The 23079-nt window shown below is 41.4% G+C and carries 31 protein-coding genes, 1 tRNA gene and 1 riboswitch; of the genes, 10 read left to right on the top strand and 22 right to left on the bottom strand.

From position 1 onward, the window contains the following. Positions 1 to 22 precede the first annotated feature (22 nt). Positions 23 to 451 carry a transcriptional regulator MntR gene (gene mntR / locus C1T29_RS13960; RefSeq protein WP_014664578.1) on the bottom strand — a complete coding sequence of 143 codons (429 nt, stop codon included), beginning with the start codon at positions 449 to 451 and terminating at the stop codon, positions 23 to 25. A 99-nt stretch (positions 452 to 550) separates the two neighbouring features. Next, positions 551 to 1387, bottom strand: a complete 837-nt coding sequence (gene lipM, locus C1T29_RS13965; RefSeq protein WP_014664579.1) for an octanoyltransferase LipM — start codon at positions 1385 to 1387, stop codon at positions 551 to 553. A 190-nt stretch (positions 1388 to 1577) separates the two neighbouring features. On the opposite strand from lipM, the gene C1T29_RS13970 reads away from it, so the two are divergent. Beyond that, positions 1578 to 1958, top strand: a complete 381-nt coding sequence (locus C1T29_RS13970; protein WP_014664580.1) for a rhodanese-like domain-containing protein — start codon at positions 1578 to 1580, stop codon at positions 1956 to 1958. A 35-nt stretch (positions 1959 to 1993) separates the two neighbouring features. Here C1T29_RS13970 and gcvPB read toward each other — a convergent pair whose 3' ends face one another. From gcvPB to gcvT, 3 genes are read right to left on the bottom strand one after another with little or no spacing between them, the layout of a single operon-like run. Continuing rightward, positions 1994 to 3460, bottom strand: coding sequence for an aminomethyl-transferring glycine dehydrogenase subunit GcvPB (gene gcvPB / locus C1T29_RS13975; RefSeq protein ID WP_095431679.1), 1467 nt, complete (start codon positions 3458 to 3460; stop codon positions 1994 to 1996). Next, complete coding sequence (gene gcvPA / locus C1T29_RS13980; protein ID WP_103749593.1) at positions 3453 to 4799, bottom strand: aminomethyl-transferring glycine dehydrogenase subunit GcvPA; 1347 nt, start codon at positions 4797 to 4799, stop codon at positions 3453 to 3455. Before gcvPA ends, gcvPB begins: the two co-directional genes overlap by 8 nt. Positions 4800 to 4827: 28 nt before the next feature. Next, the gene (gcvT, locus tag C1T29_RS13985; RefSeq protein WP_103749592.1) at positions 4828 to 5916 is read right to left on the bottom strand and encodes a glycine cleavage system aminomethyltransferase GcvT; all 1089 of its coding nucleotides are present in this window, start codon (positions 5914 to 5916) and stop codon (positions 4828 to 4830) included. Positions 5917 to 6087: 171 nt separating this feature from the next. Continuing rightward, positions 6088 to 6189, bottom strand: a riboswitch (glycine riboswitch). A 168-nt stretch (positions 6190 to 6357) separates the two neighbouring features. Here gcvT and C1T29_RS13990 point away from each other — a divergent pair. From C1T29_RS13990 to sinR, 4 genes are all read left to right on the top strand, one after another. Beyond that, positions 6358 to 8031 carry a DEAD/DEAH box helicase gene (locus C1T29_RS13990; RefSeq protein WP_103749591.1) on the top strand — a complete coding sequence of 558 codons (1674 nt, stop codon included), beginning with the start codon at positions 6358 to 6360 and terminating at the stop codon, positions 8029 to 8031. A gap of 20 nt (positions 8032 to 8051) precedes the next feature. After that, positions 8052 to 8846, top strand: a complete 795-nt coding sequence (locus tag C1T29_RS13995) for a YqhG family protein (RefSeq protein WP_014664585.1) — start codon at positions 8052 to 8054, stop codon at positions 8844 to 8846. Between the two features lie 183 nt (positions 8847 to 9029). Then, positions 9030 to 9203 carry an anti-repressor SinI gene (gene sinI, locus C1T29_RS14000; RefSeq protein ID WP_003230187.1) on the top strand — a complete coding sequence of 58 codons (174 nt, stop codon included), beginning with the start codon at positions 9030 to 9032 and terminating at the stop codon, positions 9201 to 9203. Between the two features lie 33 nt (positions 9204 to 9236). Next, positions 9237 to 9572, top strand: coding sequence for a transcriptional regulator SinR (gene sinR, locus C1T29_RS14005; protein ID WP_003226345.1), 336 nt, complete (start codon positions 9237 to 9239; stop codon positions 9570 to 9572). Positions 9573 to 9664: 92 nt separating this feature from the next. Here sinR and tasA read toward each other — a convergent pair whose 3' ends face one another. The 3 genes from tasA to tapA form a co-directional block, all read right to left on the bottom strand. Further along, on the bottom strand, positions 9665 to 10450 hold the full coding sequence (tasA, locus tag C1T29_RS14010) for a biofilm matrix protein TasA (RefSeq protein ID WP_103749590.1): 786 nt from the start codon (positions 10448 to 10450) through the stop codon (positions 9665 to 9667). Positions 10451 to 10513: 63 nt separating this feature from the next. Beyond that, positions 10514 to 11086, bottom strand: coding sequence for a signal peptidase I SipW (sipW, locus tag C1T29_RS14015; RefSeq protein WP_014664587.1), 573 nt, complete (start codon positions 11084 to 11086; stop codon positions 10514 to 10516). Continuing rightward, complete coding sequence (gene tapA / locus C1T29_RS14020) at positions 11070 to 11825, bottom strand: amyloid fiber anchoring/assembly protein TapA (RefSeq protein ID WP_103749589.1); 756 nt, start codon at positions 11823 to 11825, stop codon at positions 11070 to 11072. The genes sipW and tapA overlap by 17 nt, the downstream gene beginning before the upstream one ends. Before the next feature lie 270 nt (positions 11826 to 12095). On the opposite strand from tapA, the gene C1T29_RS14025 reads away from it, so the two are divergent. Further along, the gene (locus C1T29_RS14025) at positions 12096 to 12422 is read left to right on the top strand and encodes a YqzG/YhdC family protein (protein ID WP_014664589.1); all 327 of its coding nucleotides are present in this window, start codon (positions 12096 to 12098) and stop codon (positions 12420 to 12422) included. 40 nt (positions 12423 to 12462) lie between these two features. Here C1T29_RS14025 and C1T29_RS14030 read toward each other — a convergent pair whose 3' ends face one another. The 10 genes from C1T29_RS14030 to corA form a co-directional block, all read right to left on the bottom strand. Next, positions 12463 to 12642, bottom strand: a complete 180-nt coding sequence (locus C1T29_RS14030; protein ID WP_014480252.1) for a YqzE family protein — start codon at positions 12640 to 12642, stop codon at positions 12463 to 12465. Between the two features lie 71 nt (positions 12643 to 12713). Then, positions 12714 to 13088, bottom strand: a complete 375-nt coding sequence (comGG, locus tag C1T29_RS14035; RefSeq protein ID WP_040082643.1) for a competence type IV pilus minor pilin ComGG — start codon at positions 13086 to 13088, stop codon at positions 12714 to 12716. Next, complete coding sequence (locus C1T29_RS14040; protein WP_095431684.1) at positions 13089 to 13469, bottom strand: competence type IV pilus minor pilin ComGF; 381 nt, start codon at positions 13467 to 13469, stop codon at positions 13089 to 13091. A gap of 25 nt (positions 13470 to 13494) precedes the next feature. Beyond that, positions 13495 to 13842, bottom strand: coding sequence for a competence type IV pilus minor pilin ComGE (gene comGE / locus C1T29_RS14045; RefSeq protein WP_103749588.1), 348 nt, complete (start codon positions 13840 to 13842; stop codon positions 13495 to 13497). Further along, entirely contained in the window at positions 13826 to 14257 is a 432-nt protein-coding gene (gene comGD / locus C1T29_RS14050) for a competence type IV pilus minor pilin ComGD (RefSeq protein WP_095431686.1), read from the bottom strand. The genes comGE and comGD overlap by 17 nt, the downstream gene beginning before the upstream one ends. Next, complete coding sequence (comGC, locus tag C1T29_RS14055) at positions 14247 to 14543, bottom strand: comG operon protein ComGC (RefSeq protein ID WP_003230162.1); 297 nt, start codon at positions 14541 to 14543, stop codon at positions 14247 to 14249. The genes comGD and comGC overlap by 11 nt, the downstream gene beginning before the upstream one ends. A 13-nt stretch (positions 14544 to 14556) precedes the next feature. Beyond that, the gene (gene comGB, locus C1T29_RS14060) at positions 14557 to 15594 is read right to left on the bottom strand and encodes a competence type IV pilus assembly protein ComGB (protein ID WP_103749587.1); all 1038 of its coding nucleotides are present in this window, start codon (positions 15592 to 15594) and stop codon (positions 14557 to 14559) included. Further along, the gene (gene comGA / locus C1T29_RS14065; protein WP_095431688.1) at positions 15581 to 16651 is read right to left on the bottom strand and encodes a competence protein ComGA; all 1071 of its coding nucleotides are present in this window, start codon (positions 16649 to 16651) and stop codon (positions 15581 to 15583) included. Before comGA ends, comGB begins: the two co-directional genes overlap by 14 nt. A 211-nt stretch (positions 16652 to 16862) precedes the next feature. Further along, positions 16863 to 17273: a CBS domain-containing protein gene (locus C1T29_RS14070; protein WP_103749586.1), complete on the bottom strand. Its 411-nt coding sequence runs from the start codon at positions 17271 to 17273 to the stop codon at positions 16863 to 16865. A gap of 62 nt (positions 17274 to 17335) precedes the next feature. Then, positions 17336 to 18289, bottom strand: coding sequence for a magnesium transporter CorA (corA, locus tag C1T29_RS14075; RefSeq protein ID WP_095431690.1), 954 nt, complete (start codon positions 18287 to 18289; stop codon positions 17336 to 17338). Between the two features lie 142 nt (positions 18290 to 18431). Between corA and C1T29_RS14080 the strand changes: the two genes are divergently transcribed. Next, positions 18432 to 19760 (top strand): hemolysin family protein, encoded by a 1329-nt coding sequence (locus C1T29_RS14080; protein ID WP_103749692.1) that lies wholly within the window; start codon positions 18432 to 18434, stop codon positions 19758 to 19760. 49 nt (positions 19761 to 19809) lie between these two features. On the opposite strand, the gene rsbRD is transcribed toward C1T29_RS14080, so the two are convergent. Beyond that, on the bottom strand, positions 19810 to 20646 hold the full coding sequence (gene rsbRD / locus C1T29_RS14085) for an RsbT co-antagonist protein RsbRD (RefSeq protein ID WP_103749585.1): 837 nt from the start codon (positions 20644 to 20646) through the stop codon (positions 19810 to 19812). 84 nt (positions 20647 to 20730) lie between these two features. Here rsbRD and C1T29_RS14090 point away from each other — a divergent pair. Beyond that, a tRNA-Gln gene (locus tag C1T29_RS14090) sits at positions 20731 to 20801 on the top strand. A 66-nt stretch (positions 20802 to 20867) separates the two neighbouring features. On the opposite strand, the gene mgsR is transcribed toward C1T29_RS14090, so the two are convergent. Further along, positions 20868 to 21248 carry a transcriptional regulator MgsR gene (gene mgsR / locus C1T29_RS14095; RefSeq protein WP_014664601.1) on the bottom strand — a complete coding sequence of 127 codons (381 nt, stop codon included), beginning with the start codon at positions 21246 to 21248 and terminating at the stop codon, positions 20868 to 20870. Between the two features lie 233 nt (positions 21249 to 21481). On the opposite strand from mgsR, the gene C1T29_RS14100 reads away from it, so the two are divergent. After that, on the top strand, positions 21482 to 21727 hold the full coding sequence (locus C1T29_RS14100; protein ID WP_003226300.1) for a DUF2626 domain-containing protein: 246 nt from the start codon (positions 21482 to 21484) through the stop codon (positions 21725 to 21727). 39 nt (positions 21728 to 21766) lie between these two features. On the opposite strand, the gene C1T29_RS14105 is transcribed toward C1T29_RS14100, so the two are convergent. Then, entirely contained in the window at positions 21767 to 22402 is a 636-nt protein-coding gene (locus C1T29_RS14105) for an MBL fold metallo-hydrolase (protein ID WP_014480263.1), read from the bottom strand. Between the two features lie 156 nt (positions 22403 to 22558). Here C1T29_RS14105 and C1T29_RS14110 point away from each other — a divergent pair, with 156 nt between their 5' ends. Continuing rightward, positions 22559 to 22732: a DUF2759 domain-containing protein gene (locus C1T29_RS14110; RefSeq protein ID WP_003230141.1), complete on the top strand. Its 174-nt coding sequence runs from the start codon at positions 22559 to 22561 to the stop codon at positions 22730 to 22732. 31 nt (positions 22733 to 22763) lie between these two features. Here C1T29_RS14110 and C1T29_RS14115 read toward each other — a convergent pair whose 3' ends face one another. Next, the gene (locus C1T29_RS14115) at positions 22764 to 23078 is read right to left on the bottom strand and encodes an MTH1187 family thiamine-binding protein (RefSeq protein ID WP_014664603.1); all 315 of its coding nucleotides are present in this window, start codon (positions 23076 to 23078) and stop codon (positions 22764 to 22766) included. Position 23079: the final 1 nt, after the last annotated feature.

The raw sequence follows: 23079 nt of genomic DNA on the forward strand, positions 1-23079 counted from the left end.
GGCCTCCTTTGAGACCGCCTTTTTACTGATTATGATGTTCTGTTTTCTTTTGGATTGATTTCAGATCTTTTTTACGGGTATCATCTTCTTCAAAATATTGAACAAGATCCCCGATGCGATCAATGCTGTTCCAGCTTAAATGATGTTCGATTCCTTCGACATCGTTATATATTTTCTCTTCATCAACACCAATGATTCTTAAAAACTGCTCAAGCAATTCATGTCTGTAAACCAGCCGTTTGCCTATTTTTTTCCCTTTAGACGTTAACACGAGACCGCGATATTTTTCATAAATTAAATATTCGTCTTTATCTAGTTTTTGAACCATTTTTGTTACAGAGGAGGGATGGACTGCCAATGCTTCCGCGATATCGGAAACTCGTGCATATCCTTTTTCTTCAATCAGCATATAAATCTGTTCAATATAATCTTCCATACTTGGTGTTGTCATCGAAACCCTCCCAAAAAGCACCTTAACTTTATAAACCATTACAAGTTTACACTAATGAACTTGAAAAAACAAGGATGCTCCGCGGGTCAAAAGCCCTGTTTACCGCTTATAATTCCATTCATCTGAAGCATACTTTGTTTCAGCCAAGTGATGAACGAAATCAAGCTCTTCCTGAGAAAGTTCGTACGGCTCCAGATGAATGTTAAGACCTGTTTCAAATCCTTCTTTAAAGGCTTTACGAGCCTCATCCATCGTCACCCGTTTTTCGGTTAGTTCATTAATGGCAACCGCTTTATTTTTGAAATTGCGCTGCATCCGCTCTCTTACTCTTTCACTTGGATATAAGAACAGATCGAACAGCTTGTCCTCATCCAAATCAAGAAGAATGGAGCCATGCTGAAGAATCACGCCTTTTTGTCTCGTTTGCGCGCTTCCCGCCACCTTCCGGCCCTCAACCACTAGCTCGTACCACGAAGGCGCGTCAAAACAAACGGATGACCGCGGATTTTTTAAGCTTTCTTTTTCTTTTTCGGTTCTCGGGATGGCAAAGTAAGCGTCCAGACCGAGATTTCTAAAGCCTTGAAGTATGCCTTCTGAAATAACCCGATATGCCTCAGTAACAGTCGCCGGCATTTCGGGGTGCTCTTCCGAAACAATCACGCTGTATGTCAATTCCTGATCGTGCAGAACGCCTCTCCCTCCGGTCGGGCGTCTGACGAATCCGAGATTATACTTATGTACTGCTTCAAAATTGATTTCCTTTTTAATATTTTGAAAATACCCTACAGAAAGCGTCGCCGGATTCCAGCCATAAAAACGGATAACCGGGGGAATTTTCTTCTCGCTGTGCCAATATAAAAGCGCTTCATCAAGCGCCATATTGAATGCAGGACTTGCATTGCCTGAGTCTATAAACCGCCAAGTTTCTTTTTGCATTTTAAGACCTTCCTTACCGTTTTAATAGAATCAGTTTATCAAACTGCCGGGAAAATGAAAAATATTTTAGTTCCATTATAGATGACAATCACGCTGTGCTTTACTATAATAGTATTTGTCGAAAACGGCTCTATGGCCTTGTTTTATGAAGCAGGGTTTTGATTTTATATGCTAAAGGAGTAGAATCACATTGTCTAATATGATCGTTTTGATTATTTTTGCTGCATTTATTGTCTATATGATTGCTTCATATGTTTATCAGCAGCGTATTATGAAAACACTTACCGAAGAAGAATTCCGCGCTGGTTACCGCAAAGCGCAGCTTATTGACGTTCGTGAACCAAATGAGTTTGAGGGCGGACATATTTTAGGCGCCCGCAACATCCCGCTGTCTCAGCTGAAACAGAGAAAAAATGAAATCCGTCCGGACAAGCCTGTTTACCTATACTGCCAAAACAGTGTCCGCAGCGGACGCGCGGCACAAACCCTGCGCAAAAACGGCTGCACTGAGATTTATAACCTAAAAGGCGGCTTTAAAAAATGGGGCGGAAAGATTAAAGCGAAGAAATAAAGCAAAACAGCTGTCTGGCAGACAGCTGTTTTTATTTATTTCTCTTCCGCCTCATATCTGAGCACCGGGTGTCTCGCCGCTTTTGTTTCATCCATTCGTTTTACAATCGTTGTATGCGGCGCCTCCTGAACAAGCTCCGGATTCTCCTCCGCTTCTTTTGCGATTTGAATCATAGCATCAATAAACGCATCCAGTGTTTCCTTTGATTCTGTCTCTGTCGGCTCAATCATGATGCATTCTTCAACATTAAGCGGAAAATAAATTGTCGGCGGATGATAGCCGAAATCAAGCAGCCGTTTTGCAATATCAAGCGTACGCACTCCCAGATTTTTCTGCCGCTTCCCTGACAATACAAATTCATGCTTGCAATGGCGGTCAAACGGAAGATCGTAATAAGGCGCGAGCTTTCTCATCATATAGTTGGCGTTTAACACTGCGTTCTCAGTAACAGCTTGTAACCCGTCAGGCCCCATGGAACGGATGTACGTATACGCTCTGACATTAATGCCAAAGTTGCCGTAATACGGCTTCACGCGGCCGATCGCATGAGGGCGGTCATAATCAAACGTAAAGCGCCCTTCTTTTTTGACTAAAACGGGTTTTGGCAAATACGGAATCAGATCTTGTTTTACGCCGACAGGGCCTGAGCCGGGGCCTCCGCCGCCATGAGGGCCTGTGAATGTTTTATGCAGGTTGAGGTGCACCACGTCAAATCCCATATCCCCAGGTCTCGCTTTGCTTAAAACGGCATTTAAATTAGCGCCGTCATAGTACAATTTCCCTCCCGCTTCGTGAACAATCTCCGCCATCTCTGTAATCTGTTCCTCAAACAAGCCGAGCGTGTTCGGATTCGTCAGCATAAGAGCTGCAGTTTCTTCATTCACTGCTCTTTTTAAATCCTCTAAATCAACAAGTCCATTTTCATTCGATTTCACCGTAACGGTTTCAAAGCCTGCTACTGTCGCTGATGCAGGATTCGTCCCGTGCGCGGAATCAGGGACAATGACCTTCGTCCGCTTGAAATCCCCGCGCGCTTCATGATAGGCGCGGATCATCATCAGCCCCGTCCATTCACCGTGCGCTCCGGCAGCAGGCTGAAGCGTTACTTCATCCATTCCCGTTATTTCTTCAAGGTGCTTGCTTAAATCATATAAAAGCTCTAACGCGCCTTGTACCGTGCTTTCATCCTGAAGGGGGTGAATCGCAGCAAAACCGGGAATACGCGCGATTTTCTCATTGATTTTCGGATTATATTTCATCGTGCAAGAACCGAGCGGGTAAAAGCCGGAATCCACCCCGTGATTGCGTTTGGAGAGCGCCGTATAATGGCGCATGATATCCAGCTCTGAAACCTCCGGCAGCGCTACGTCTTCGTCACGAATATAGGTGTCTGACAAGAGGCCCTCCAATTCGATTTCCGGTACATCGAGCTCCGGCAGACTGTAGCCGATACGGCCTTCTCTGGAAAGCTCAAAAATAAGTGCCTGATCCTGATTACTCATGGCGATCCCCCAATTCCTGAATGAGTGCGTCAATTTCTTCTTTTGTTCTCAGCTCCGTTACAGCAACCAGCATATGACAGTTTAGCTCCGGGTACGTCAGCCCAAGATCATATCCGCCAATCATTCCTTTTGCCAGCAAACGCTGGTTCACAGCTCTCACTGGTTCCTTCAGTTTGATGACAAATTCATTAAACATCGATCCGTCAAACATAACGGTAAGGCCTGCTTTTTTTGCTTCTTGCTTTGCATAGTTGGCTTTTAAGAGATTTTGGCGGGCTATTTCTTTTACACCGTTTTTTCCAAGAGCAGTCATGGCCACTGATGCCGCCAGCGCATTTAACGCTTGGTTCGAGCAAATATTTGATGTTGCTTTATCCCGGCGAATATGCTGCTCCCTGGCTTGCAATGTAAGCACAAAGCCTCTTTTCCCGTTTTCGTCTTCCGTTTGCCCGACGAGGCGGCCCGGCACCTTTCTCATCAATTTTTTCGTAACGGCAAAAAAGCCGCAGTGCGGGCCGCCGTATGCTGAAGGAATGCCGAAAGGCTGCGCATCACCGACGACGATATCAGAGTGAAACTTGCCAGGTGGCGTGAGGAGGCCCAGCGCAAGCGGGTTGGCTGATACAATAAACATGGATTTCCCTTGATGAGCGATAGGCTCAATATCCTGTAACGGCTCAATCCGGCCAAAAAAATTAGGGTATTGAACGATCACTGCGGCTGTGTCCTCGCAAACGGTTTGGCGCAAAGCATCAAGATCTGTAACGCCATTTGCAGCAGGTACTTCAACAACTTCGATATACTGACCTTTCGCGTACGTTTTCAGCACTTCCCTCGATTCAGGATGCACGGTTTTTGACACAACAATTTTTTTCTTTTTCGTGTGGCCTGATGCAAGCATTGCTGCTTCTGCCAAAGCTGTTCCGCCATCATACATAGAGGAGTTGGCGATATCCATTCCTGTCAGCTCACAGATCATCGTTTGGAATTCAAAAATCGCCTGAAGCTCTCCTTGTGAAATCTCTGGCTGATAAGGCGTATATGCGGTATAAAACTCAGAGCGCGAAATGACATGATCCACAATGACAGGCTGATAGTGGTCATATACACCCGCTCCCAAGAAAGAAGCATATTGTACGGTATCACGATTTTTAGAGGCCAGATTTGTCAGTTCTCTTGTTAATTCCGTTTCTGATTTCGCTTTTTTGATTTGATACTCTTTTTTATATTTGACGTTCTCCGGTATATCAGCAAATAAATCATCGACGCTGCTTACGCCGATCGCGGCAAGCATTTCCTGTTTATCCTTTTCTGTTGCGGGCAAATAACGGTGCTTCATGTGTTGACTCCTCTCTCCAAGAAAAATATTAGCGTTTATAAAATGGTGTTTTAACAACCTTTGCTTTCACTAATTTTTTGCGAATCTCTACATCTACAACAGTCCCGATATTACTCGCTTCCGAAGCAATTAAGGCAAGGCCGACGTTTTTCCCTAATGTGGGTGACTGCGTGCCGGTTGTCACCTTTCCTACGGATTTGCCATTATGAAAAACTTCATATCCGTGCCGCGGTATCCCTTTGTCAATCATTTCGAGACCGACAAGTTTACGCTTCGCTCCGTTTTCTTTTTGTTCACTCAATACTGATTTCCCGAAAAAGTCAGACTCTTTTTTGTGCTTTACAGCAAAGCCTATACCTGCTTCAATCGGTGTAATATCCCGGGTCAGCTCCTGACCATACAGCGGGAGCTTCGCTTCAAATCGAAGCGTATCACGTGCACCGAGACCACATGGAATCAGTCCATATGCATCCCCTGCACCAATGATTTTTTTCCAAATATGAACAGCATCATCACTGCGGCAGTAAATTTCATACCCGTCTTCACCCGTATAGCCAGTTCGGGAAATAAGCGCTTTGCAGCCGCTGATATCGGCTTCATCCATAAACGCAAACGGCTTTAAGGCAGACACATCTGCAGCTGTCAGATTTTTTAAGATCGCTTCTGCTTTCGGCCCCTGTACAGCCAAGAGCGCGATTTGATCTGACTGATTGTCAATCTGCACATCACCTGCTGCATGTTCTTTCATCCAAGCCAAGTCTTTATCTATATTAGAAGCATTAATGACAAGCAGATAGCGGTTTTCTCCTTTTTGATAGATAAGCAAATCATCGACGGTTCCGCCATCCGGATAACACATCGCCGTATATTGAGCACGTCCTGGTGTTAACACAGAAACATCATTTGTCATCAGCCTTTGCAAAAAAGACAGACTATCGTTTCCTGATACTTCGATTTCTCCCATATGGGATACATCAAACAAACCGGCTGCAGTTCGGACAGCCTCGTGTTCTTTTTTTATAGAAGAAAATTGGACAGGCAGCTCCCAGCCACCGAAATCAATCGTTTTTCCTCCATATTCCTTATACAGGTCAAATAACGGCGTTCTTTTCAGCATCTAATTCCTCCCCTTTTTCAACGGCGCAGCTAAAAAACATACAAAAAAGGACAGAGAAACACCTCATGTAAAATGAAGGTTCTCTGTCCTGGCACCTGAAAGTTTACTTTGCATACGCAAAGACGTCCCCTTTGGTGGTTTGCGCATCCGCGCAAACACTCTCCAGAGTTGCGTCGAGCAAGAGTTCTTTTGCCTGAGAGATTCACTCAGCAGTTTGCTCCTTCGGCGCCTGTATCCCGAGGTTTTCGGTCAGGTCTCTCCCCTTGCTGTCATTCGCTCATATTTTCATGCTGTTGTGGACATACTATAGCAATATCTTACATCAAATACATACTCATATCCTACCATCATCACTATATGCTGGGCAACAGCAATTTGGGCAGATTTTTCTTATATTGTACATCTTAAGAATCGAAGAATAAGAAAGGCGGTTTCAAAGCAATGAATGCAGAAATGATCTACGATGCAAAATGGCCTGAAGAATTTGCTGAAAGGCTGAAAAACGATGGCCCTTGGGCAAACTGGGAACTGTACAAACTCTCTGCAGAAATCCAGAAAACATTAGCAATTCCAGAGTTTGAAGGCTTACGGGCTCCTTTATACCTGCCTTCCTTTACGCCGCTCCCACACCAGCTTGAGGTGGCGCAAAAAGTGGTTGAAAAAATGAACGGGAAAGCGATTTTAGCAGATGAGGTCGGTCTCGGGAAAACGGTTGAAGCCGGTTTAATTTTAAAAGAATATATGATTCGGGGGTTAGCAAAAAAAATTTTGATCCTTGTGCCCGCTTCTCTTGTGTCACAGTGGGTCAAAGAGCTTCAGGAAAAATTTTTGATTCCGGCTGTTGAACAAAAGAAAAGCTATGTGTGGGAACAATGCGATATTGTCGTCTCGTCAATAGACACCGCGAAGCGCTCGCCCCATCGCGAAATCGTTCTATCTATCCCATATGACCTTGTCATTATTGATGAGGCACACAAACTGAAAAATAGCAAAACGAAGAACTATGAATTTGTCCGGAATATCGTAAAAAAATATTGCCTGCTTCTTACCGCGACGCCAATTCAGAACCGTATCGAAGAGATTTTCAATTTGGTGTCCTTACTAAAACCGGGCCATTTAGGCAGCCAGAATCACTTTCAGGAGGAGTTCGCCAACAAGAAAACCAGTTTAGAAGCGCATGAACATTTAAAAGATCTTGTGAATAAAGTCATGATCCGCAATAGGCGGCATGATACCGGGCTGAATTGGAAACAGCGCCATGTTGAAACAGTGCCGATTAAATTTTCTCCTTCAGAGCAGGCCCTTTATGATGAAATTTCCCGCTTGAAGGAAAGTATCAATAAGCCGGCCAGCATGTTCTCAATTATGACCTTGCAAAGAGAATGCTGTTCGAGCAGAGAAGCGGTATATATGACGCTGAAAAAAATGCTTGATCAAAAAGAGAAACAAGCACCTGCCATTGATGAGCATACGATTTCAGTTTTAATAGAGCGCATCAATCAAGTGACACAAAATTCTAAAGCGCTTCAAGTCGTTGATTTAATCAAAAAGATTGACGATAAGGTCATCATTTTTACAGAATACCGGGCAACCCAGATTTATTTGCAGTGGTTTCTTCAACAAAACGGGATCAGTTCTGTGCCGTTTAGAGGCGGATTTAAACGCGGGAAAAAAGACTGGATGAAGGACCTTTTCCGCGGAAAGATTCAAGTTCTTATTGCAACTGAAGCAGGCGGTGAGGGGATTAACCTTCAATTTTGCAATCACATGATCAACTATGACTTGCCATGGAACCCGATGCGACTTGAGCAAAGAATCGGAAGAATTCACAGGCTCGGGCAGGAGCGTGACGTGCACATTTATAACATGGCAACAAAACATACGGTGGAAGAGCATATTCTAAAGCTTTTATATGAAAAAATTCATTTGTTTGAAAAAGTGGTTGGCGAACTTGATGATATTTTAACGAAAATTCAAGTGAACAATTTTGAAGAACACCTTCATGACATTTTGTATCACTCAGCAACAGAAGAAGAAATGAAAATAAAAATGGATAACTTAACCTCATTTTTGTCTTATAAAAAACAGCAGCCTGCTGAAAAAAGAGGATCTTAGCCTGTAAGGAGGTTTTAGTAGTGAGACAGCGAGAGGTTCACGATTTTCTGCTGCGTTTTTTTCAAGCAAACAGCTGCCAAATCGTCGATCAAGGCTTAGGCTATATGACAGTACAGCTTACAGTTGAAATGGACAAACAGATCATGAACCGCCCTTTCTATTGGCATTGGCGTGAGAAGACAGGCGGTGATCCGAATCCAATGAAAATCACCTTTATTACAGATAAAGAAAATGCGCCAAAAGACCTAGATGGCGAATTTATATATTTTGGGGCCCCGCGCCTTTTTCAAATATTTAAAGCTGTTAAACAAAATGGGAGATTTACCAGAATGTATGAGAAAATTGAATCAGCCGGAGCCAAAGTCCCACTTCAGCCTTGGCTTGGTATAAATGTCACGATTTCATACCAGTCCGACATGAAAAAGGATAAGCTATTGTCACTAGGTCTTCACCTAGTCTCTGGAACGATTATTGAAGATTTTCAAAGCAAGCTGACCCAGCTTTCACTGACTTCTCAAATATGTGACTATTGCTTCACTATTTCACCTATGATCAAACCAGAAAGCGGGCTTAAACGTATGGAAAACTATATTTCCAAATCCGCTATGCAGGAGCCGTCCGACTGGGCGGAACAGGCGGTTAACAGGTGGAGAAATGATATGACATTGCTTGATAAGTTTTACGAGCATATAGAAGAAAAACCAGAAGAATACCATCTAGAAAAACAGGCGCTGAAAACGTTGTATCAACCAAAGATTTCAGTTGAAATTGAAAATGGCGGATTGTTTTATCTGCAAAATAATATTTCAAGCTAACTTTTTTACCATTCGACACCGTTCTCGTTTTTTTTAAGAAAATGCGATTATAATAAAAGTATATTGGAAAAAAATTCTGGTAATTGTAATGGCAAATGACTTCCAGAGACTAATGAAGCATAAAATGAGTCATGGCCGGACTGGCTGAAATACATAAACAAGTATTTTAGGAGGAGAAACTGCATGAAAAATGCAAAACAAGAGCACTTTGAATTGGATCAAGAATGGGTTGAATTAATGGTGGAAGCCAAAGAGGCAAATATCAGCCCGGAAGAAATACGAAAATATTTACTTTTAAACAAAAAGTCTGCTCATCCTGGTCCGGCAGCCAGAAGTCATACCGTAAATCCTTTCTGAATGTGCTATAATATCACAAGGAAGGTGATGACATTGATTGGCCAGCGTATTAAACAATACCGTAAAGAAAAAGGCTACTCACTATCAGAACTAGCTGAAAAAGCTGGGGTAGCGAAGTCTTATTTAAGCTCAATAGAACGAAATCTACAAACGAACCCCTCCATTCAATTTCTCGAAAAAGTCTCCGCTGTTCTGGACGTCTCGGTTCATACTTTGCTCGATGAGAAACATGAAACCGAATACGATGGTCAATTAGATAGTGAATGGGAGAAATTGGTTCGCGATGCAATGACATCCGGGGTATCGAAAAAACAATTTCGTGAATTTTTAGATTATCAAAAATGGAGAAAATCCCAAAAAGAGGAGTAGTGCCTGAGCAGAGGCACTAACTCCTCTTTTGTCAATAAACATCGAGACGGCCCAGTATACAATATACTGGGCCGCCTCTTTTTATTGCTGTTTTAATTTTTATCCTCGCTGTGCGCTTTTTCATTTTCTTTCACGTAACCGTCTTTATCAGTATGGTCCTTTTTGATTGTCAGGCCGTTCCACTGTGTAGCTTCGAACGAGAATTGAAGCTTAATGGAGTTGCCTTGGTATTTATTTTGAACCATAAGCCCGTTTTCATCTTTTGTTTTATCATCTTTGAATTGGATTTCCATTTGAACCTGATCGAAATCAGTTGGTGTTTTTGGAACACCATCATATTCAGGAGCGGTTTTACCGTCAATTGTTGCTACATTGACTTTACCGCTTGCATGTAAGAATTTAGGGTCAATTTGTTTTTTAATTTTTTCAGCAGCCGTTGCATCATTTTTAGCAGACATCAAATACAAGTCTTTAAGGTTCGCATCATCTAAAATAATGTTTTTCGGGTAACCATTGCCGCCCTCTTTTCCAACTGTCAATAATGTCACTTCAAACTGGCTGAGAAAATCTTCCGGAGAAGTATTGCTGCCGCCGTTTGCTTTAAAATCTCCATAATTAAGTGCCATTAAAACTTCTTTGATCGCAAGTGAGCCGTTATTTTCAAATTGGAAATCCTTTGTCAACTTATCTCCCGGCTTTAGATTTGATAAGTTCACACTCGCTGAATTCTCTTTGGCAGATAAATCAAGCGTACCTGATGCAAAAGTAGCATCCTTTGATTTAATATCGTTAAATGCTGCCCATGTTCCTCCTCCAACTAAAGCTAATCCTAATGCCGCAGAAGCAACTCCTAAACTCAATTTCTTTTTCATACCCATGGCTAACTCCCCTTTTATTGAATATTTTTATATCGAAACCTGTTGCCAGGTTTACAACTGAGGTTAAGTGGACATGGTGCTGTCCTTTGTATCTGTTTCCAAGGCTTTTGTCTTTCTTTCAATTTCTCTGATGGCGCTGGTGATCGTCACAAAAGCGTACACTAGCAGCATCACGCCGGGAACAATTAATAAAATTGCCGTTCCAATCGGCTGGCTGGCAAAATGAAGCATATAGCCGGCATATGGAAGCTGAAAACCTGTGTATTGCGCGCGAACATTTTCGTCGGATACAGGCGCTGAATCGGCTGCAGCATTATTATCACCTTTTGTTTTAAATAACAAATGGTCTTCTTGCTTAGTGATGCCAACAATTCTGTGAGTAACCGCCGTATTTGCATCCTGCATAAATGTAATAACATCACCTTTTTGGAGCTCTTTCACATCAGTGATTTCTTTGACCAATATTAAGGAACCTGTATTGAACTCCGGCTCCATCGAACCTGACAGAACTGATTTCAACGTGTACCCAAACACTGCCGGCTCTCCCCCGGATGAACGTGTTGAAATCACGACAAGTGTCAGCACTATAATAAGAGTAAAGATGATCACATAAAGAATATTACTGATCAGCTTCATTGCTTTTTTCATCCTCTTCCCCGCTTTCCTTCTGATCTGTTTGAGTTTCATTTTCTTTTATTACAGCTTCTTGAGATGTTTCTTCTTTAATTGTTTTTTTCTGTATATCCTTTTGTGTTGTTTCCTTATTGACGTGCGACTTCATTTCTTTTTTAGAAACTGTCGATTTTTCATCGCATTTTGCAAGCGTCATAGGCTCCGACCACTCAAATGTACTGCCGTCTGCCGGGTAGCCGGCCGGTTTATATACTTTAAATGCATAAATGCCGGGTTTCATTTTTTTCTTCGTCTCAATTTTATAAAGTGAATCGCCAATTTGATTGGAGACAAACCCTTTTTCGATCACATTCCCATTCTTTAACGGTTTGCGGGCATTTTCCAGCTTATGAAGCTCCCACTTCCACTTTGATTTCTTAAGTTTCTCACCTGTATTTTTGAGCTCAGCAAATAAGGTAATAGGTGAGCATACAGTCCCTTTCGTATTTGTTTGATCTGATATGTGCAAATCACTTTGATCCCAGCGTTTATCATAATGGCAGTTTTTATCTGTATGCTGAAAGTCTTTACACGTTTGAAGTGAGACATCCAACGTTTCAATATCATGAAAAGCAGCGCTTGTATCATCGGAAAATTGTAAGCATATTGCGGCAGTCAGACTGAAAATGACTGAAAGCTGAAAGATAAGCAGCACTTTCAGTTTTGTCTTCGCCTTTTGCTGATTGCGAAACAATCGAAACATATCTTACCTCCTGTAAACACTGTAACTTGATATGATAATCGTTCTCTTTAAAGAACTACACAAATAGAGTATAATCAACGATTTATAGATTTAAAAACATCAAAATCGACCATTTTGTTCGTTTAAAAGAATGATTTCGCCATATTACAAAGTCTCGCTCCATATTGCTCATGTTTTCAATTTTTTAGAAATTTTTGGGATTGTTATGTGAGAAATTAAATGCATATCCCGCTCTAATTTGGTAATAATAAACAAAGAAAGGGTGACAGCATGATGATCAAACAATGTGTGATTTGTCTATCTCTTCTCGTCTTCGGCACCGCTGCCGCTCACGCAGAAGACGCACCGCTCGTAACCGCCCGCCACATGTCCAAATGGGAAGAAATCGCTGTAAAAGAAGCCAAAAAAAGATACCCGCTCGCACAGGTACTGTTCAAACAAAAAGTATGGGACCGCAAAAGAAAAGATGAAGCAGTAAAGCAATACCATTTAACTTTGAGGGAAGGGTCAAAAGAATTCGGTGTTTTTGTGACGATTTCATTTGATCCTTATAGCCAAAAGGTCAATAAAATTGCCATTTTAGAAGAATATCAATAAGGTCCTCCATTTTTGAAGGACCTTATTCGTTAATTTGCGGTTATTTTTTCCGCTTGAGCCAAAGACGGAAGCCATAGGGTAAAATACCGAACCACTGCTGGGAAGCGGGCGTTTTTGTTTCTTTCCGCACCTCTTTTCGTTCTTTACGCTCATCTCTCGGAGTATCTATATATTTGACAAATTGCTGCGTCATATATTTCACATAATCATTCGTTTTCACGTGATCACCTCATCATTCAATTATTATGAAGTGTTATCTCATATGACTTTTTTTATACCCTTTCGACTGCTTTATTCTGTCCAGCTCAGCATTTTTTTCTTTTTTTGATCAAACACGATCAGTGCAGTTCTTTCTGTTCCCGACTCCGTTAACACTTTTAAGTTGATTTCTTTTTGCTCTTTTATCGATGTATCGCGAATGTAATAAGAAACCTGTCCATATGGAAATTGCTGCGTACCCTTCTGGCCTTTCTGTTGCTCAAGAACATGCCGAATTGAAAGAAGCGCACCATTCTGAAGCAAATTCTCTCCTGTGTATAACTCTTTCGTTTCCTTCTCAAACATGCAGCGTGAAATATATTGAGCAGCAGTAAAGTTCACGATTAACAGCACAAGTGCTGACACAAAAAGAACAGCTGGATAAATAAACCCTCTCGTACGGTACATTCACCCTCCTCCTAAATACGAATAAACCGGAAAAGAAGTTTGATACACTTTTTTCTCACTCTCAATTTTCAGCAAAACAATACCATTTTCAATATCAGCTTTCATAGCTGTAATATGATCTAAAATGGGAACATGCCCTTTGCCATCCACTCTTTTTCTTACCATAGAATGATAAACTTCAAAACGGATGTCTTGCCCGGAAAGGTTGGTGCAAATTAAAACGCTCCCATGCTCGACTGTCTTAACTGCCTGTGACTCCTTGCATTCATTCATCATCTGTTCTATCGAAATCATCCATTCTTGCTGTGTAAAACCGTCATGATCCTGCTGTCGAGATAAAAACAAATGGAAAATCGTCGCTAACGATCCTGATATGAGCAAAAAGACAGAGAGAGAAAATAATACGTTAAGAAGCGTGTAGCCATTCTGTCTGCAGAATGCTGAGGCAAAATGATTTTTCTTTATAAGCTGCCGCTGAGATGCATACGTTTTGATATTCGCCCTCCTCCTCCCACGTCATAGCATAAGTATGGTTGTTCTTTGTCATCGTTTTTGACGCGGCTCCTTCACCAGTCATGACATATTTGCTAATGCTCTCATTCATCATCTGATAACCGATTTCTCGTGATTCAGCCATATTTTCATCAGCTATCAGCTTGTTCCACAAGGGGACAACTGTCAGCAGCACAAACAGCCATAGGCTTAGCGCAGACATTGTTTCTATTGTAGAAAAACCTTTACTTCCTATCCACATTGACTTTCCCGCTCCCTAAATAAACTGTTATGTCATAAGTCGCATAGCCTTTTACTTGTATTTTTCCGCCTGCATTCGGGTGCCCTTTCTCATTAAACTCCAAACGGTCTTTTAATGTCAGCGGTTTTATAAAAAGTCCCGTTGTATAAGGACGTTTAATTACCGTATCACCCATGACTAATTGATATTCTTTTTTGTGAAAGAGAATTTTTGTTCTTTGTTGACTGGAAATCGCAGTCTGCTGTGCGAGCATCATATCTTTTTTCAGCTGCCATGCTGCTTGTCGGACAGCTGTATTCTCATAAGCAGGAGGAAGTGTGGTGAAGACAGCAATTAGGAGGATAGAGGCTATACTTAACACAAGCAAACTTTCTAAAAGGGTAAACCCCTCCTCCTCGTTTAATTTAATGTTCAACCTTAACTTCTCCGCCAGTGATGATAATGCGCTTCCCATTTGGACAAACAGCATCCTTTTTCACATAGCCCTCTGACTGCAAATCGGCAAGGCTCGGAGTTTGTCCTTCATGATCAAGCTCAAAAGCAGTCATTTGAGCTTTAACCATGTTTTGTAAGCCTTCACAGCCCTTTTTTTGAATGGTTTGATTATGTTTTGTCACGTTCGGTATTGTAATTAAAAGCAATATCGAAATAATGAAGAGCACGATCAACATTTCAACAAGTGTAAATCCTTTTTCATTCATCAGCCTCTTCCTTTCACATTTGATTCATCATCTGATACATAGGCAAAAGCATAGATAAATACACAATTAAGATCATTGCAGCAACAAATCCATAAATTATCGGCTGAAGGATGCCTGTCCATTTTTGCGCCTTGTGCTCCAGCCGCTGCAATATGAACTGGCTGTATGTGAAAAGTTCACGATCTAGACGGCCGCTCAGCTGGCCATGGGATATGACTTTTGAAAAATCAATTTCAAAAAAGGGGCTCCCACAAATAGCCGCTTCAATTGATTCACCGGCTTTTAGCCGTTCAATCACGTGTTCTGCCTCGCAACGGTAGAAAGGGAGAAACGTTTGATGTTTAAATGCATGAAGGCTGTCATAAATGGAGAGGCCTGATTTTAAAAGGCTGCTTAGCTGCAAAGAAAAAAAGTAGCTGTTAAACAGCCTGACAAGCTTTCCGACAAAAGGAATCCTGACACAAATAAGCATTTTCCTAGCAGGTGATTTTTTCTTAAACACAAACCAATAATAAATCCCGATACCAGCTGAAAAAAGAATCAGCAAAATGATCACAAGATCAATATGCTGAAAAAAAGCAAAAAGCATATCGGTTGAACGTGAGGTTTCCATATTCATCGATTGATAGATACCGGAAAATTGAGGAATGATGATGGACTGTAACATATAAAACATGACAGCAACGGTGAAGATGAGGAAAAGCGGATAGCGCAGCACCCTTTTCAGCTGGTCTGCCTGTGCAATTTTTCGTTCAAGCAGCTCTCCGCTCTGGATCATGGAGGCAGGCAGTTCACCATGTGTTTCAGCAAAATAACAAATACCTACAGCTTCCTTATGAAATGACAAACGCTTTAAGACTTGATAAAACGGAGTCCCTTCCCTCAAACGAGTGACCGTGTCAGTCAAGTCAGCTGACTGCCTCTTATTCATCTGAAGTTCCATCAGGCGCAATCCATCCAGAAGTGTATATCCGCTTGCCGTCATTTCTCCGAGCCGCTTTAATAACCGGGCCTGATCCTTTAACGGCCAGGTTTTTCTAATCTTTTTCATGATAAACCCACCGGTCATAGTTGTTTGTCGTTAAATAGCCGAGCGCAATTCCTTTTCTGATAATTTGACGAAGTGTTTGATATTGGTAATTTGCATGATTTCCTTTTGCCTCCTGGATACATTGCTGAAGGTTTTTCCCATAAAGAAGCTCATAAACGCTAGCTCTTCTGGTATTTCGTGACTGACGGCAATATACTGATGAACATCCGTTTTCACAAAATGGACAAGCCAAATCAACCAAGCGCTGAGCCGCTATTGCAATGACGGTCTGTTCAATTTCATTCATATTGATACCGAATTCAAGCAGCCTGTAAATTGCGCCCTTTGCATCTCTCGTATGAAGGCTCGTCAGTACCAGATGTCCCGTCATCGCTGCCCGCACCGCAATTTCAGCTGTTTCCGCATCTCTGATCTCACCTAAAATAATCATATCGGGGTCATGGCGCAAAATTGCCTTCAGACCTGCGGAATAAGTTACACCGGCTTTTTCATTCACCTGAACCTGAAGAACGTCTTCGTCCCTAGTTTCAACAGGGTCCTCTAATGTAACAATATTTCGATTAAAGTGTTTTTTTGCGTATTGAACGAGAGAGTATAATGTGGTAGTCTTCCCTGAACCAGTCGGCCCGGTAAAAATGAGCATGCCATGGGAGTGTTTTAAAAATGAGAGTAATGTGGCTCCTGTCTTTGGAAATAACGACAGTTTATCAATCGAAGGGATATTGTATTGAGGCATCACTCTGATCACGAGGCTTTCTTCATTAATTGTGGGAAGCGTTGACATTCTTAAATGAACATTTCCCTCTTTCAGCTTTAACGTAAGCGAACCGTTTTGCGGCTTTCGCCTTTCCCCTATGTCCATTGCAGAAAGAAATTTAAAATGTGAAATCAGTCTTACGCACTCTTCTTTTTTCATGTTCCTTTTTTTTAGCAAGGCATGATCGACCCGAAAATGAATGATAGCGTCTCGCTCCCTCGGCACGATGTGAATATCAGAAGCCTTTGTTAGATATGCCTCTTCAATCAAGTTTTTGCTTATCTTTTCTATTGAATCCAATTTGATTCCCTCTCCTTTCCATGCGTATTGTAGAAAAAGAAGAGGCGGTAATCAAACAGGAAAAACGTGATTTTGTGAAGGCGTTATATACTGAAAAATCAATTCCTGCTGGCAAAAAAAAGACTTTCAGCTGGAATGTACCCCTTTCATTATTATTTTCCCAATATAAAAAAGCAGACATGGTCACCATGCCTGCTTCATTCCATTTTCATTATGCTGTTTTAGAAATTTCACTTAATGCTTCTCCGGCTTTTTGATCAGTATCTTTCTCAACAGAAAGATCGCCTAAGGCAACGATACCGGTAATGTGCCCATTTTCAAGGATCGGTAAACGGCGGATTTGATGCTCAGCCATAAGCTGCCCCGCTTCTTCAGCAGACATATCAGGGTGGCCCGACACGATGTCAGTGCTCATGATATCACTTGCTTTTGCATCCATCTGATTTTCAGCTAAGCATCTCGTCACAATATCCCGATCAGATACAATCCCCTGAAGCGTGCCATTTTCACAGATTGGAATAGAACCGACATTGGAGTCTCTCATCTTTTTCGCTAGTTCCGTGATTGAAGCGTTTGGCTCACAGCATTCTACATTCTTCGTCATGATGTCTCTTATTTTCATGTACATTCCTCCTTTACCGTGTTCTATTTATTCTTTATCCGCTGCACAAAATATGAAACATCTTATAAGGTCCGCCTTTTTCGAGATTTCCTTTTCTTCTTCCGCTCCTGAAGCATATCTCCTGTCCAGCCTTTTTTCCTCAAATATAGGTAGATCAGAACCGTAGATGTGACAATCAATAAGAGAGAAAAGAGGTATCCATATTTCCAATTCAGCTCCGGCATTACTGAAAAGTTCATTCCCCATAAGGCGCCCAGAGCTGTAATCGGCGTAAATAGCGTCGTGAAAATGGTCAATGCTTTTACAATTTCATTCCCCCTGTGTGAGGTAATGACTTCCTCTGAATGCAGCAGATTGTTCAGCTCCCCTTCAAATTCGCTGATGTATGTAAATCCTCTGTCAATTTTCTGGTGTGTCCGCTGATAATCCTTTTTCCCTTCATCTTGAGGTAAAAAGGTTTCTTTCAATGCCATTTCAATTTTTTTGGCGCTTAATATTAAATTTTTCCAAATCATCAGTTCATGGCGCAGAAGATGGACACGGTTTAAAATGCTTTTGCTATTGTCATCTTTAATTTGCCATCGCAACTTTCTCAGCTTTACTTCAAATTCATCGACACCGATTAAATACGCATTCATTAGTTCACCGAGAAGAATTAAAAACCCCTCTATCGCATTGTCCGCTCTTTCCATTTGCCGGACAACTTCTTTTCCTTTAATCTCTCTCAAAATCGCAAAGTCAAAGTTGATTGTGAAAAAATATTGCCTTGTGATATAAAAGTGAAAAACAGTATGGTCTTTTTCTTCACCAAGCCCCTGATCATAAACAATCGACCCAAATACCGCTTCATTTTCCGTTTCAGTTGTATCTACTCGCAAAAAATTAACGTGATGGTTATTTTCAAACCACTTTTCACACTGAGGCCAGTGAGAAAAATGGATTAGATCTCTTGCCTTACTTCTTTCTTGAGGCCCCATTTGGTACCAAAACCAATCTTTTCCCGTATGTGCCTTCATGTCAAGCTCCTCCAAACTTTTGTTCTTTATACCTTTAATTGCCCAATAAAGGCGTCACTAAACCATTGTGCGGCTTTAACCATGTTTTGTGAGCATTTTCCGGTGGTATGGAATGAGGAAAGACATCGGAAAAGGGAGGTGCATGCCTTCCTTGGAGAAGGCAGTTGTTTTGGAATTTGTCAATTTACTAGCAGTCGCTATTCTCATTTTGTTAACAGGATTTTTTGTCGCCATAGAATTTTCAATTGTAAAAGTGCGGCGATCCAGAATTGATCAGCTTGTCGCAAAAGGAAAGAAAGGTGCTAAAGCGGCAAAGCATGTCATCACTCACCTTGATGAATATTTATCAGCCTGTCAGCTGGGCATCACAGTCGCAGCTTTAGGATTGGGATGGCTTGGAGAGCCGACGGTGCAAACGCTGCTTCGGCCGCTTTTTCATAAAGCAGGCTTAAATGAATCGCTTACCCACCTACTTTCACTCATCATCGCGTTTTTAGCGGTTACGTATTTAAATGTCGTGATCGGGGAGCTGGCGCCAAAGAGTTTCGCCATTCAAAAGGCTGAGAGCATTACTTTGTTGTTCGCTAAACCGCTTATTTGGTTTTATAAGATCATGTTTCCATTCATTTGGCTGCTGAACCACTCTGCCCGATTGATTACAGGAGTGTTCGGACTGAAACCGGCATCAGAGCATGAGCTGGCATATACAGAAGAAGAGCTGCGGGTCCTATTGGCTGAAAGCTATAAAAGCGGTGAGATCAGAAAAAGTGAACTAAAGTACATGAATAATATCTTCACCTTTGATAAACGAATGGCAAAGGAAATTATGGTGCCGCGAAATGAAATGGTCAGTTTATCACTAGATGAAGGCTCCATTTCGAATCTTCAGGAAACAGTCAAGCAAACAAAATATACGCGGTATCCAGTTGTAAGAGAGGATAAAGATAACGTCATTGGCGTGATCAATATGAAAGAAGTGTTGTTTTCCATGCTGACGAAAGATTTTTCACTCAAAAAGCATCAAATTGAACCTTTCGTTCAGCCTGTTATCCATGTCATTGAGACGATTCCTATTTATAAACTACTGCTGAAAATGCAAAAGGAACGCACTCATATGGCGATCCTAATAGATGAATACGGCGGGACTTCCGGTTTGGTCACTGTCGAGGATATTATCGAAGAAATTGTAGGAGAAATCCGTGATGAATTTGATGCGGATGAAGTGCCTCATATACGCGAACTTGGAAAGGATCACTATTTATTAAATGCAAAATTATTAATCACCGACGTCAACAGCCTGCTTGGTACAGATTTATCAGACGCGGAAGTAGACACCTTGGGCGGCTGGTTTCTGACACAAAACATAGACGCTGAGCCTGAAAGTGTCATCGAATATGACGGCTACTCTTTTAAGGTAAAAGACATCGACAGCCATCACATTTTATTTATAGAAGTAAAAAAAGCTGAATAGCCTGAGAAAGGCTGTTCAGCTTCTACTTTCAGAATGAATGGCAAAAGCATCAACACTCTTTTATTTTAAATCCTTTATTGGCCAGAGCTTTAGCAAGACTTTGCTCGGTTTTCACATTCGAAAAATCCAGACCCAGCTTCACGACAGTTTGGGCAATTTCCGGCCTGATTCCTGAAATAATCGTCTCAATCCCGAGCAATTTGGTGCTGTCAATCACTTTAAAAATTTGATAGGCCACCATGGTATCAACGATAGGAACGCCAGAAATATCTAAAAATAAATACGAGAGCTTTAACGCTGAGCACTGCTCCAGCACCGACTCCAAAATCGTCCTCGCTCTGTACGTATCAATTTCACCGACAAGCGGAAGAATCCCTATTCCCTCCGTAATCGGCATAATCGGCGCACTCAATTCATTAATCATTTCTTTTTGCGCGTTTAATTGTATTATGGTCACCTGATGATATTCTTCCGTAAACACTTCGATGATCCTATCAATGTTTTGATTCAAGATCCGGCTCCACTCATAAAAATCCCGAATGCTGATTTCTTGAGAAGAAGCTTCGCTGAATTTCTGAATCCATTCAAACATGATGTGCCTGAAGGCGTTAAACTGGCCGACACTTTCTGTTACCGTCACTTCATGAACGGCACGGTCTCTGGCGCATTGAAGAGACCATCGATTGAGCTCATCCGTTACGTCTTCTTTTCCAAGGGATTTTGCTACGATGGTCACCAATAATTCATGTTGGTCTTTTAACTTTTTTTCTAGTTTTTGCTGATCTTTCGCTGAATACAGCCAGCTGCCTTTTGACGTACAAACTTCCAGCCATTGTTGCGTGATATCTTCTTTGTGCTCTGTTAAGTGCTGATCAAGAGCTACCATCTTAATGAGTTACCTCCTGTTTTTGAAAATTATGCTTTATATGTATAACGCATCTGCCTTTACACATACTATGTTTACATTCAATGGGCTATAGCCAAGCGGTAAGGCAATGGACTTTGACTCCGTGATCGTTGGTTCGAATCCAGCTAGCCCAGTTTCTGAACAGGTGAAAAACCGAAGATAAGCTGATTCGTATAAATCAGCGGATCTTCGGTTTTTCATCATGCAGATTGATGAACCGTTTTCTTCTTTGATAATTTCAACAGTTCTCCCGGATTGTAACCGATCACCAGCTTTTTGTTATCCACTAGAATTGGGCGTCGCAAAAGCTTTGGCTTCTCGATTAAAAGTTCCAGCACCTCATTTACCGTCATTTCTTCGATGTTTAAATTTAAATTTTTGAAGGTCTGGCTTCGTGTCGCTAAAATTTCATCAATGCCTTCTGTCGTTAACGATAAGATGTACTTTAATTCATCTATTGTCGGGGTTTCTCTGAATAAGTGCCGTTCGTTAAATTCAATTTGATGTGCTTTAAGCCAATGTTTTGTTTTTCGGCATGACGTGCAGCTTGGGTATGAGTAAAAAGTTAATTGTTGTTCCATTGTTTATTTTCCTCCTCAGTTAACCATCTCTTTGTAGAATAACTACCCGGATCATTTTTCATTTAAACCATTTACAGAACTTTTTTCGGATTATTTTTTAAAAAATATTCATACAATAGAGAACGCAATCAAAAGGACAAATTCCATTTGTATATTAATCATGAAAATGTTTACATTTCTAGGTGTGATCTATTATAATAACAGTCAGAGGGACTCTCGGGAGGGGATAAAAAATGAATCGCATGTTCCGGGTGTTAGGATTTTGGACGGGAATTTTTGCAGTCATGTTTTATTTAGGTGATATGAAAGATGCTTCCCTTTTATTTTTTGGACAGACGATTTTATTTGTGTTCCTATCGTATTTGAACTTAACTGAACGCATGTATATTTATATTTTTGGCGCTTATTTAACGATTTTCTTCGCCGGCTTTACATATTACTCGATTTTTATTATGGTGCCCGGCGGCGGAGGCCATTAAATGCAAAAAGAGACAAACCTTATCGGTTTGTCTCTTTTTTTACAATGAAAACCCATTTAAAAACGGATTTTGATCCTGCTCAGTCAGTACGTCTGTTTCAGGTCCATGGCCGCTTAACACCAGTGTATGTTCCGGCAGCGTAAGCAGTTTTTCATGAATGGATGTCAACAGCGTCTCTTGATCGCCGCCTATTAAATCCGTACGCCCTATACCGCCTTGAAACAGGACATCTCCGGAGATGACCAGGTCTGCGTCTTTCACATAGTAAGACACACTGCCTGGTGAATGTCCCGGCGTAAATAATGTTTCCAAATGAAACGGCCCGATATTCAACTCACCGTCGCCTTCAATCAGATGATCTGCAGGCTTAGCTGTAACCTCTATCCCTCGCAGCATGCCGGAGCCGTTTAGAGAGGCATCCGTAAGCCAATTTTTTTCATTTTGATGTAAGTAAACAGGAATATCCCATTTTTCTCTCACTTCATCAAGCGCCCCAATGTGGTCAAAATGGGCATGTGTAAGCAAAATGGCTAAAGGCGTCAGCCCTTTTTCTTTTATGTATTGATTGATTTTATGTCCTTCGCCGCCCGGATCAAAAATCAGGCATTGATCATCACTGATGAGAAAATATGCGTTCGCTTGAATCGGCCCTACTGGCATTCGTCTCCATTTCACTATTATCACCTCTTTCTTTTTTATGCTCTTATTATGAGGGTTTTTAAAAAAAGATTCAAACAATCGCAATGAAAACGCTATCGACAAACCTATAAAAAACAGGTAGAATAAAATTGGAAAGAATTGCAGGTTTTTCAATGTAAAGGGGGCTGTGTTATGTTACTTGTCGTGATTTTCGGCCTTGTCGCTCTTTTCGCTTTATGGGGAGTCTTGCGGTCTGTTAGAAATAAAAATATACTCGGGTTTTTATTAGCCGGCGCCACCTTATTTGTCTTTGGCTGGTTTACCGTGATGACCGTCATAAACAGCGGCTATCCAACCGCACATTAAAACCTGTATCCGATGGGATACAGGTTTATTTTTATGGCTGTAAATGTTTATTGACACTTTCTATTTTGCTCTCAAGCGTCGTTTTTTTGTCACGTCTGTCATCAATGCGGATATTCGTTGCCACTCTGTGCAATCCTTTTTGAAATGGCGCTTCGTGAATGGCCTGAATGACTGTGAAAAGGTCACTGAGTTCACCTTCAATCAGCGTATTCATCGGTGTCAGCTGATATTTGATTTTCCCTTCAGCTTGATATCCTTCTAAAATCTTTTGCACATCGGCCACGTATGCACTGACACTTGGTGTTTCCGTACCGATTGGGATAATGGTCACATCTGCGATAGCCATC

This window comes from Bacillus sp. MBGLi79, from assembly GCF_002953915.1.

Excerpts from the sequence above, each read along its gene's own strand:
- mgsR (WP_014664601.1), bottom strand. The coding sequence starts at position 21,248 with ATGGAACAACAATTAACTTTTTACTCATACCCAAGCTGCACGTCATGC.
- comGB (WP_103749587.1), bottom strand. The coding sequence starts at position 15,594 with ATGAAAAAGATTAGAAAAACCTGGCCGTTAAAGGATCAGGCCCGGTTA.
- comGE (WP_103749588.1), bottom strand. The coding sequence starts at position 13,842 with ATGTGGATAGGAAGTAAAGGTTTTTCTACAATAGAAACAATGTCTGCG.
- corA (WP_095431690.1), bottom strand. The coding sequence starts at position 18,289 with ATGAAGGCACATACGGGAAAAGATTGGTTTTGGTACCAAATGGGGCCT.
- C1T29_RS14110 (WP_003230141.1), top strand. The coding sequence starts at position 22,559 with ATGTTACTTGTCGTGATTTTCGGCCTTGTCGCTCTTTTCGCTTTATGG.
- C1T29_RS14080 (WP_103749692.1), top strand. The coding sequence starts at position 18,432 with ATGCCTTCCTTGGAGAAGGCAGTTGTTTTGGAATTTGTCAATTTACTA.
- rsbRD (WP_103749585.1), bottom strand. The coding sequence starts at position 20,646 with ATGGTAGCTCTTGATCAGCACTTAACAGAGCACAAAGAAGATATCACG.
- tasA (WP_103749590.1), bottom strand. The coding sequence starts at position 10,450 with ATGGGTATGAAAAAGAAATTGAGTTTAGGAGTTGCTTCTGCGGCATTA.
- C1T29_RS14070 (WP_103749586.1), bottom strand. The coding sequence starts at position 17,273 with ATGAAAATAAGAGACATCATGACGAAGAATGTAGAATGCTGTGAGCCA.
- comGC (WP_003230162.1), bottom strand. The coding sequence starts at position 14,543 with ATGAATGAAAAAGGATTTACACTTGTTGAAATGTTGATCGTGCTCTTC.
- lipM (WP_014664579.1), bottom strand. The coding sequence starts at position 1,387 with ATGCAAAAAGAAACTTGGCGGTTTATAGACTCAGGCAATGCAAGTCCT.
- gcvPA (WP_103749593.1), bottom strand. The coding sequence starts at position 4,799 with ATGAAGCACCGTTATTTGCCCGCAACAGAAAAGGATAAACAGGAAATG.
- C1T29_RS14025 (WP_014664589.1), top strand. The coding sequence starts at position 12,096 with ATGATGATCAAACAATGTGTGATTTGTCTATCTCTTCTCGTCTTCGGC.
- C1T29_RS13990 (WP_103749591.1), top strand. The coding sequence starts at position 6,358 with ATGAATGCAGAAATGATCTACGATGCAAAATGGCCTGAAGAATTTGCT.
- C1T29_RS14115 (WP_014664603.1), bottom strand. The coding sequence starts at position 23,078 with ATGGCTATCGCAGATGTGACCATTATCCCAATCGGTACGGAAACACCA.
- tapA (WP_103749589.1), bottom strand. The coding sequence starts at position 11,825 with ATGTTTCGATTGTTTCGCAATCAGCAAAAGGCGAAGACAAAACTGAAA.
- C1T29_RS14100 (WP_003226300.1), top strand. The coding sequence starts at position 21,482 with ATGAATCGCATGTTCCGGGTGTTAGGATTTTGGACGGGAATTTTTGCA.
- sinI (WP_003230187.1), top strand. The coding sequence starts at position 9,030 with ATGAAAAATGCAAAACAAGAGCACTTTGAATTGGATCAAGAATGGGTT.
- gcvPB (WP_095431679.1), bottom strand. The coding sequence starts at position 3,460 with ATGAGTAATCAGGATCAGGCACTTATTTTTGAGCTTTCCAGAGAAGGC.
- mntR (WP_014664578.1), bottom strand. The coding sequence starts at position 451 with ATGACAACACCAAGTATGGAAGATTATATTGAACAGATTTATATGCTG.
- sipW (WP_014664587.1), bottom strand. The coding sequence starts at position 11,086 with ATGAAGCTGATCAGTAATATTCTTTATGTGATCATCTTTACTCTTATT.
- gcvT (WP_103749592.1), bottom strand. The coding sequence starts at position 5,916 with ATGCTGAAAAGAACGCCGTTATTTGACCTGTATAAGGAATATGGAGGA.
- comGG (WP_040082643.1), bottom strand. The coding sequence starts at position 13,088 with ATGTACCGTACGAGAGGGTTTATTTATCCAGCTGTTCTTTTTGTGTCA.